Genomic DNA, 7,495 nt, shown 5'->3' with positions numbered 1-7,495 from the left:
GGGATGTGGCGGAGGCGCAGGGCGTGCGCCTGCTGGAGTCGCAGGGCTTCCGGGTGGTGGCGCGCAACTGGACGTGCCGCTACGGCGAGCTGGACATCGTGGCGGAGCAGGGGGACCTCATGTGCTTCGTGGAGGTGCGCATGCGCTCCACCGCGGCCTGGGGAGACCCGTCGCACACCGTGTCCTTCGCCAAGCAGCGCCGGGTGGTGAAGGCCGCGCTGCACTATCTCTTCTAGAATCGCTTGCCGCAGATTCAAGCGCGGGCATGGCAGGAATCCCTTGTAGTTGTGGGTGGTTGCCGGCCGCCTCGCGAACGGGCGCGACCTGGACAGTAGCCTGTGTGCTCGGCGTGTGCTCGCCCGCCACCAAGCGGAACCTCCCCATTTGATGCTCGAGGTGTGCCACGTCGGTCGAGAGGTAAACGGCCGCCGTAATCTGGGGCGTGGAGTGCCCCAGCAGGCGCTGCGTGGCCACGAGGTCCCCGGTGGCTTGGTGCACAAGGCTGCCGAACTGCTTGCGGAGGCCGTGGAAAGTGTAGCGCTCGGGGAGCACCACACCCGCGCGGACCGCGATGTTGCGTAGGAGCGCCGTCGCCGGCCACGCTGAGTGCCGCATCCCACCACTGCGAGAGGACGGGAACACGAGCTCCTGTGAAGCGCCGGCCTTGCGTTGGTGCGCCTCCAGTTCCGGTCGCAACTGCGGGTGCACCGGAACGACGCGCTCCTTCCCGCCTTTCGTGGTGTCCCGCCCCCAGCTCCGACGCACGTGGATGACGCCATTCGCTCCGGCGCTCCAGTCAATGTCCTCCCACCGGAGTGCGGCCAGCTCGCCGCGGCGCATTCCCGTCAGAACCGCCACCAGGAGTAGGGGGCGCCAGGGCCCGGCCGCTGCAATCAGCGCCGCAATCTGTTCGGGCCGAAGCACCGTCACAGACCGGCGCGGCAGGGGAGGGTGGCTCAGCGCCGCCCATGGGTTCTTCTCGATGACGAGCAACTTCTTGCGCGCGTACTCGAAGGCGTGACGCGCCCGGATGTAGAGGACTCGGGTTGTTGTCTCCGCCTGGCCTGCGTCGCGGGACTTCTGCAGCAGCGCCTCGCAGTCGGCGGGCGTCACCTGCGTGACGAGCTTCTTGCCGAAGTGTGGTGCGATCCATCGTCGCAGCTGGCTCCTCACAATCTTGATGCTCGCCAAGTGTTGGCTCGCCGCCTCGTACTTCTCCATGAGCTCTGCGCAGGAAATAGGCGGCACCGGCATCTTCTCCAGGCCCGCACGGACGCGTTCCGCTCGCATCGCCTTCTCGTGAACGAGGCGTTCGGCTTCCGCCTCCATTCGCGCCTCGCATGCCTCACGCACCTTACGGCCCGCCTCGTCGCGGTAGCGCAGCCACCAGGTGCCGTAGGTCGGGGCCTCCCGGCGAAGGCGCTTGCCAGCCGCGAGGAGTGCCTTCCCGGCGCGGTTGGGGCGAAAGTAGACGCTCGTCACGGACGCTTCTCCGAGGGCTGCTGCTCAACCCACGCTCGCACCTTCGCCGGGCTGAAGCGGTAGTTGCGCGTCCCCAGCTTCACGAAGGGGAAGCCCGTATTCGCGCGGACCTGCTTCCACACCCATGCGGTGGACACGCCAAGGTAGGTGGCCACCTTCTCCGCATCCCAGAAACCCTCTTCGGGCACGGCCGCCAGCCGCACCCCCTCACTGGAACTGCTCCCGTCACAGCTCATGCTCACCTCGTTGTCGGACTCTGCCGTGGCGTTGGTACCGCGCGCGATGCAGCTTCGACGCCAGTCGGAGGGAGGGCGTGCACTGGAGCGCGCTGGCACGCGCAGAGGGGCGCTCCGTCCCGTCTCAGGGCTTGCGTCCAATTCGCGAGACGGCGCGGACGTAGAGACGGCACCTCCGTCCATGTCTTCTGGTCCGTGAGCGCGAGCCCTGAGACGGGATGGCGTGTCCGCACGCGGCGCCTGCGCTGATTGCTTCGCGGGTCGTTGTGCTGACATGCCGCCACCTCGACAAGACGGCGCGCACACCCACGTAGTCTAGTCCGTGAGTGCCGCGCCGGAGCGGCGCCCTGAGTTGTACCCGGACGTACCGGCGGTATACCCCTCAGGAAGCGGCGCTCTAATGTGGCCGCCAAAGCGGCAGAGGTGGTGTCTCGCTACTAGACTGAGCCGAAGCTCTAGCGAGTCCTGCGATACAGCGTGAATCAAGGTACGGCTGGCACTGCGCGGCTGTCAAGCCGGTGCTGCGTTCGTCAGTACAGCCCGCCCGGTGCGGTGACGTTGTCCTTCTTCGTCGCGGAGACAGGCACGTAGCAGCCTCCGCGGTATTCGGCCGAGTTCTTCGGGCAGGGAGCGCTGGCGTCGAGCTTCAGCCAGCACCCGCCGTTTACCTCGACCGAAGGCGAGCGACACGGGGCACGCGCCTGCCCGTCCATGGGCACGTCGGGGACTCGGTAGCGGTCCGGAAGGCGGTTCCCGGCGCCGGACGCGAGGTCGGTGAACACGGCATGGGCGGGCGTCATCGCGGGTAGAGTCCGCTCGTCGAATGGTTCGGAGGTAGGCGTGGTCGTGCTGACCGCCAGGACGACGACCGCAGCTGCGAGCGCGCCCGCCGCCACGAATCGCAGCCCCATGCGTCCGCCCGCCACACGCCGCCCTCTGGGCCTCCGAGCTGCGGGGGATACGAGGTGCTTCAACACACCTGGCGTGCGCACCGCCTCTCGCGCCGCATCACGCAGATCATCCAGCATGTCCACCAGCTCGTCCTCCGCATCCGCCGAGGGCGTTGCCGGGCCAGACTCGACTTCGAGCGCAAGGTAGGCGGGGCTGGGGCAGGACGTGAGGCGCAGGCGCCACGTCTCCACCGGCACCATGTCCGGTTGCTCGCCGGTCGGCACTACCACCAGCGCCGGAGCCCCGCTGCCCGCATTCCACGCGCGGTAGACGCGGCCCAGCCAGCCCATGCCCTTCACCCTCGCCCCGAAGCGGAACGGCCCGACGCCGCCCGTGTGCCCCTTCGACGCATGAGTGCTGCTCGTGTTCATCGGACCCGACCTTTCCTGAATTCGAGCGTACAGCACACCCCCGTCCGGGAGAGCAAGAGGCCGCTCGCTGCGCAGCGATGGTCATGGTTATCATATGAAAGATCATAGTAAAGGAGCGTTGTTCGATACGATGAAAAGCCGTACCTTCACTGCCATGCCAGTGCTGCCCCCAAGAGGTGAGGACCAGAAGACGAAACCGGTGACCATCACGCTTCCGCGTTGGCTCTCGGACCGTGTTGACCAACTGGCTGGCGTGCTGGGCTACCGCGGCCGTAGCGAACTGATCTCGCGGGCTCTTGAGGGCGCCCTCCCCGAGTTGGAGGCGCTGGCGGAGAAAGCCGAGGGCGCTGCTCCTACTGCTCGTGAGCGGAAGCGGCGGTAGTACCGGCTGCGCCCCTTCTTCTCCGGAGGAGGGCCGATGCGTCACCGCCGACCCACGAAGCCGTCACCTGAGTTGCAGCGCCACCGACAGGTCCGCGCGGACTACCTGCGCGACCTCGCCCGGATCCAGGGCAAGGCCGACCCGAGCCCCCCATCGCCGCGCGAGATTCCGCCCGAGGAGCGCTGCACCACCTGCGGCGGCCCGACCTTCGTCATGAGCTACGGACGGGTGTGCAGTCTGGGGCTACACGACGGGTAGGGGGTAGCGGGGCGGTGCTTGCCGGGTATTCTCACCAGCCATGGTGAGACACACCGGGTTGGTGGCAGGGCTTCTGCTCTTGAGCGTTTCTTCAGGACATGCGGCGCCGACGTTTCGTCCGACTGAGGTGAAGAGGAACTGCGGCACGCTCCGCGAAAACGCAGAGTCTTTCTCTCAGGCCAACGTTCTGGTTGCGGTCCTGAAGAACTCATCGAGCGAGTCGCTTGATGCGGTCCTCGCAACTGATTACGTCACGGCTCGTGAGGCGAAAAAGCGATTCACCATGACCATGAAGAGGGCAAGCGATGCCTTTGATCGACTTATCGAGTCGCTCATCTATTTCAGGCAACTCGTTGATCACGTCAAAGGCCTGTCTTCGCCAGAACAGGAAAAGCTCAAGGCGGCGATGGAAGACTGCCAAAAAGCCATGCTCATGCTTGGGGACTTGCGCCAAGCTCAACCAGATGACGCCGAGGCGACGGAGGACATCGACGACTCAGCCGCCCCCACGCCAGCCGAGTAGGAGCATGTCCCTCACGCCGCCGCGCGGAAGCGGATGCCGTCGAGGCTGAGCTCCGTCGTACTGCCGGCCATGGGTGTGACGTAGCCGTCGGTCGTCACCTTCACCCAACCGAACGCGCCATTGCTCACCACGGGGAAACGCAACTCCTCCGCGGACCGGTAGCCGGGGTCCAACTGGAAGCAGGAGGAGCCGAAGGTGCCGCTCTTGATGCTGCCCGCCAAGACGGTCTCCCCCTCGTTTCGGTAGTACGACGGGAAGTCGCGCGGTGCCCCTGTCCACACCCAACCCGACGCGGTGATGAGCGTCGCCGCCACGGGCTTCTCCAGCTTCGACTGCACCACGACGCGAGCCGAGTCGATGAAGAGCGTGTACGCCAGGGCGTTGCCCTTGCCGACGTACAGTTGGCAGTAGCGCGCATTGGCGGGTGCAACGGCGTACTTTCCTCTGCCAAGGTCCTTCCAGAGCGACGAGGCGACGCCCACATCCACCGTCGAGATGCCGCCGGAGGGGAGCAAGCTGCCGTTGCCGTCGAGCCACGCAAGCCAGAGAACGCAGTTGAAGTTGTTGTTGGTGCCCTCCGTGTTCCCTCGCATGAGGACGCTGGGGTACACGAGGTCATCGGGCCGAACGACGAAGGGAGTGCTGCCCAGCTTCGTTGCCAGCAGCGTTGGCGCCAAGCGCACGGACCGCGCACCGCTGAAGACGCTGGTAGGCTCGTCGAAGCCGTCCACGTTCCAGGTACCCGGCGAGAGCCCCCAGCCGTCCGGGGGCAGGGACACGTTGCTGAGCGCTTCGAAGTCAGCATTCAACGGAAGCGCTGCGTACGTTACGTTGGGCATCAGCATGGAGGGGGCGACGTACCTGGGTGCGAGGGTCACTTCCGCGCTGGCCGGGCCCGCGTTGCCCTTCACGTCGCGTGGGATGACGCGCGCGTAGTAGGCGCGGCCGGCGACCAGGTCCTGCACGTCGAAGCGCGTGGCGCGGCTGTTGGCTCGGAAGGTTGCCTGCGAGGGTGTGAAGCTGGGCGAACTGCTGATGTGGAGTTCGTAGGAGTCCCAGGCGGGGCCGGTGGCCGCGGGCGTCCACGTAAGGCTGAAGCCGTTGACGGTGTTCGTCACCGCCAACCCGGACGGAGCCGACGGGCCGGTGAATGGAACGCTCGGCGCGACACCGGGGCGGGACTCCTTCGACGCCCAGACCGCCAAGCTCGTCGCCGGGCGCCCACGCAGCTCAAGCTTCGTGCGCGCCTCTCCGCTGGAGGCGGCCTCGAAGCTGACGGACTGGACGGCGAGCAGTTGCCCGGAGTCGAAGCGCACGCCGTCAGGCTTCACCTCGATGAAGTCGGAGGACTCCAGGTACCCGTGAATCCCGGGCAGCGTCAGTGACATGCTCACCGCCGACTCGGAGAGGTCCGCGAGCGCTGCGTTCGCTAGGCGCTGCGCCTCCGCCGCGGTGTCTATGAGCGATGACGCAGCCTCCGCAACACGCATCCACCTGCGCCCATAGAGGGCGATGCTGGCGGCGTCGCTGACCTCCACCGTCTTACGCTTCCGCGCGCCAGTGGAGTCCAGGTCCGCCTTGTCGGAGTACACCACCTGTACGACGTTCCGGACGTACTCCAAGCTCTGCCGCACCTGAGGCACCTCCAGGTAGTAGTCCGGTCCGTAGCTGACGACAGGCGTCGTCGCAGCGCGGTCAGGGCTCCAGAGCGTAAGCGCGAAGGCGTTCGCATCCGGCCGCCAGCGCATGCGGACGTCCCAGCCAATCTGCTCCGCGAGGAAGCGGAGGGCATCCAGGATGGGCTCCTGCTTCTGGGTGTAGGGCCCACGCACGCTGCTCGGATTCACGGGCGTGTAGAGCCCGTAGCTGCCCATTCCGTTGTCGTTGAGGATGGACTGGATGACGGACTGGACCGCGACGCCGGCCGCGCTTCCGTAGGCCCTGTCCGTCTCGATGTGCGAGTCCTGCAAGACGCCGCCCAGGTCCCGGCCGCTGAAGGTCATCTCCTCCGGCCCGGGGTCCACCTCGTCGATGCGGCCACGCCACGCCTCGGTCCACGAGCTCGGAGGCACGTCCGCGCGCCGCGTGCCGAGTGGGGCGGCGGCGGTTTCGATGCGGAAGTACGCGCCCACGCGGATGAGTGGCACGTACGCCCCTCCGCTCGTGTTGAAGAAGCTGGCCACCACCAGTGGCGCCAGCGAGAGGCGCTTCCCGTCCGGCCCGTTGCGAACGACAGCCACGCTGGCAGTCGACACCGGCGCCTCGATGCTGTCCGACCAGGACGCCCCGAGGAGGTGGTCCCCGCCCAGCAGCGTTGAGAGGTCCACCCACGTAGAGCCGCGCTGCACCAGGACACGGACGTGCGACGCGAAGCCGGCCCGGCATGAGGCCAGCGCCGCGGCGTTGACGGAGAGCGTGCGCATCAGGCCGCCTCCGGCTGCTGCCACAGCTCGAAGTCCATGTACTGGCCCTGCACCCGCGAGCCGCCTTCCTCGTACTCCACCGCCTGCGCGTCGAGCGCCTGTCCCAGCACCTGGCAGGGCGCGGGGAGTCCGGCGCCAGCGGCCGTGTGGTACGGCAGCACCCCGAAGGGCTGGCCAGCAGCGCCCCACACGTACCACTGGGGAATCCACGCTCGCGGCACCTCGTAGGGCAGCAGCACCAGGTCGTCGATGTTCAGGACGCTCGGGGTGCCGGTGTCGGCCGTGCGGTTGGAAACGGAGAGAGCACTGGGGGTGACGAGGCCCACGCCCAGGCCGATGCCTGTCGTGGCAATGAGGTCACCAGCCGCCATCCACTCCTCGCCGTTCAGCCAGCTCTGGTCCCCGTTCGCGTCGACGATGACGTGCGCCCACGCTCCAGCGCTGAAGGCGCCCCTCATCCACGCGCCGACGAAGTACCTGCCGGTGGTGGCCGTGGCCCAGGTGACGGAGGCGCCCGCCGCGAGCACCAATCCCCCCGTCCCGAAGCGCGGCGTGGAGCTGCCGGGCCCGACGCCAACGGAGCCCACCACCGCCCCTGTGAGTCCCTTGCTGCTCACCAGCCCGTCGGTGCCGTTGGCCTCGAAGTCCCAGCTGTGCCCGTCGCCGTCGATGAGACGGCGCAGGGCCTGCGCTTCCGCCATCGGCATGGGCGGCGTGCCGCCGGACCAGGTGAAGTCGCGCGAACGGGTGCCGCTCTGTGCCCAGCCACTGAAGCTCCGCACGCGCGGGCCTCGCAGCGTGGGCTTCTGGGCGAGCCCCTTCGACGTCGAGCACCGCACCTCGATGCCACTGAGGGTGAGATAGGCCAT

At 67.6% G+C, this 7,495-nt stretch carries 6 protein-coding genes and 2 pseudogenes; 3 read left to right on the top strand and 5 right to left on the bottom strand.

Going from position 1 to position 7,495, the window contains the following annotated elements; translation table 11 throughout:
• Positions 1–5: 5 nt before the first annotated feature.
• Positions 6–233: pseudogene (locus D7W81_RS19250) on the top strand (YraN family protein); the annotation flags it as partial.
• 184 nt (positions 234–417) lie between these two features.
• On the opposite strand, the pseudogene D7W81_RS44425 reads toward D7W81_RS19250, so the two are convergent.
• From D7W81_RS44425 to D7W81_RS19235, 3 genes and pseudogenes are all read right to left on the bottom strand, one after another.
• Positions 418–1,221: pseudogene (locus D7W81_RS44425) on the bottom strand (tyrosine-type recombinase/integrase); the annotation flags it as partial.
• 257 nt (positions 1,222–1,478) lie between these two features.
• Positions 1,479–1,718, bottom strand: a complete 240-nt coding sequence (locus D7W81_RS19240; RefSeq protein ID WP_120556854.1) for a helix-turn-helix transcriptional regulator — start codon at positions 1,716–1,718, stop codon at positions 1,479–1,481.
• Between the two features lie 530 nt (positions 1,719–2,248).
• Positions 2,249–3,040: a hypothetical protein gene (locus D7W81_RS19235; RefSeq protein WP_120556853.1), complete on the bottom strand. Its 792-nt coding sequence runs from the start codon at positions 3,038–3,040 to the stop codon at positions 2,249–2,251.
• A 418-nt stretch (positions 3,041–3,458) separates the two neighbouring features.
• Here D7W81_RS19235 and D7W81_RS19225 point away from each other — a divergent pair, with 418 nt between their 5' ends.
• On the top strand, positions 3,459–3,680 hold the full coding sequence (locus tag D7W81_RS19225) for a hypothetical protein (protein WP_147445544.1): 222 nt from the start codon (positions 3,459–3,461) through the stop codon (positions 3,678–3,680).
• A 40-nt stretch (positions 3,681–3,720) separates the two neighbouring features.
• Positions 3,721–4,203 (top strand): hypothetical protein, encoded by a 483-nt coding sequence (locus D7W81_RS42005; protein WP_147445543.1) that lies wholly within the window; start codon positions 3,721–3,723, stop codon positions 4,201–4,203.
• Positions 4,204–4,214: 11 nt separating this feature from the next.
• On the opposite strand, the gene D7W81_RS19215 is transcribed toward D7W81_RS42005, so the two are convergent.
• Entirely contained in the window at positions 4,215–6,626 is a 2,412-nt protein-coding gene (locus D7W81_RS19215) for a fibronectin type III domain-containing protein (RefSeq protein ID WP_120556849.1), read from the bottom strand.
• Complete coding sequence (locus tag D7W81_RS19210; protein WP_120556848.1) at positions 6,626–7,495, bottom strand: hypothetical protein; 870 nt, start codon at positions 7,493–7,495, stop codon at positions 6,626–6,628. The genes D7W81_RS19215 and D7W81_RS19210 overlap by 1 nt, the downstream gene beginning before the upstream one ends.

Source organism: Corallococcus aberystwythensis (genome assembly GCF_003612165.1).
GTDB classification, from domain to species: Bacteria; Myxococcota; Myxococcia; order Myxococcales; family Myxococcaceae; genus Corallococcus; species Corallococcus aberystwythensis.
Note: the sequence above shows the minus strand (reverse complement) of the source record. Positions and strands in the feature narration are given on the sequence as shown.

Excerpts from the sequence above, each read along its gene's own strand:
- D7W81_RS19235 (WP_120556853.1), bottom strand. The coding sequence starts at position 3,040 with ATGAACACGAGCAGCACTCATGCGTCGAAGGGGCACACGGGCGGCGTC.
- D7W81_RS19225 (WP_147445544.1), top strand. The coding sequence starts at position 3,459 with ATGCGTCACCGCCGACCCACGAAGCCGTCACCTGAGTTGCAGCGCCAC.
- D7W81_RS19240 (WP_120556854.1), bottom strand. The coding sequence starts at position 1,718 with ATGAGCTGTGACGGGAGCAGTTCCAGTGAGGGGGTGCGGCTGGCGGCC.
- D7W81_RS19215 (WP_120556849.1), bottom strand. The coding sequence starts at position 6,626 with ATGCGCACGCTCTCCGTCAACGCCGCGGCGCTGGCCTCATGCCGGGCC.
- D7W81_RS19210 (WP_120556848.1), bottom strand. The coding sequence starts at position 7,495 with ATGGCCTATCTCACCCTCAGTGGCATCGAGGTGCGGTGCTCGACGTCG.
- D7W81_RS42005 (WP_147445543.1), top strand. The coding sequence starts at position 3,721 with ATGGTGAGACACACCGGGTTGGTGGCAGGGCTTCTGCTCTTGAGCGTT.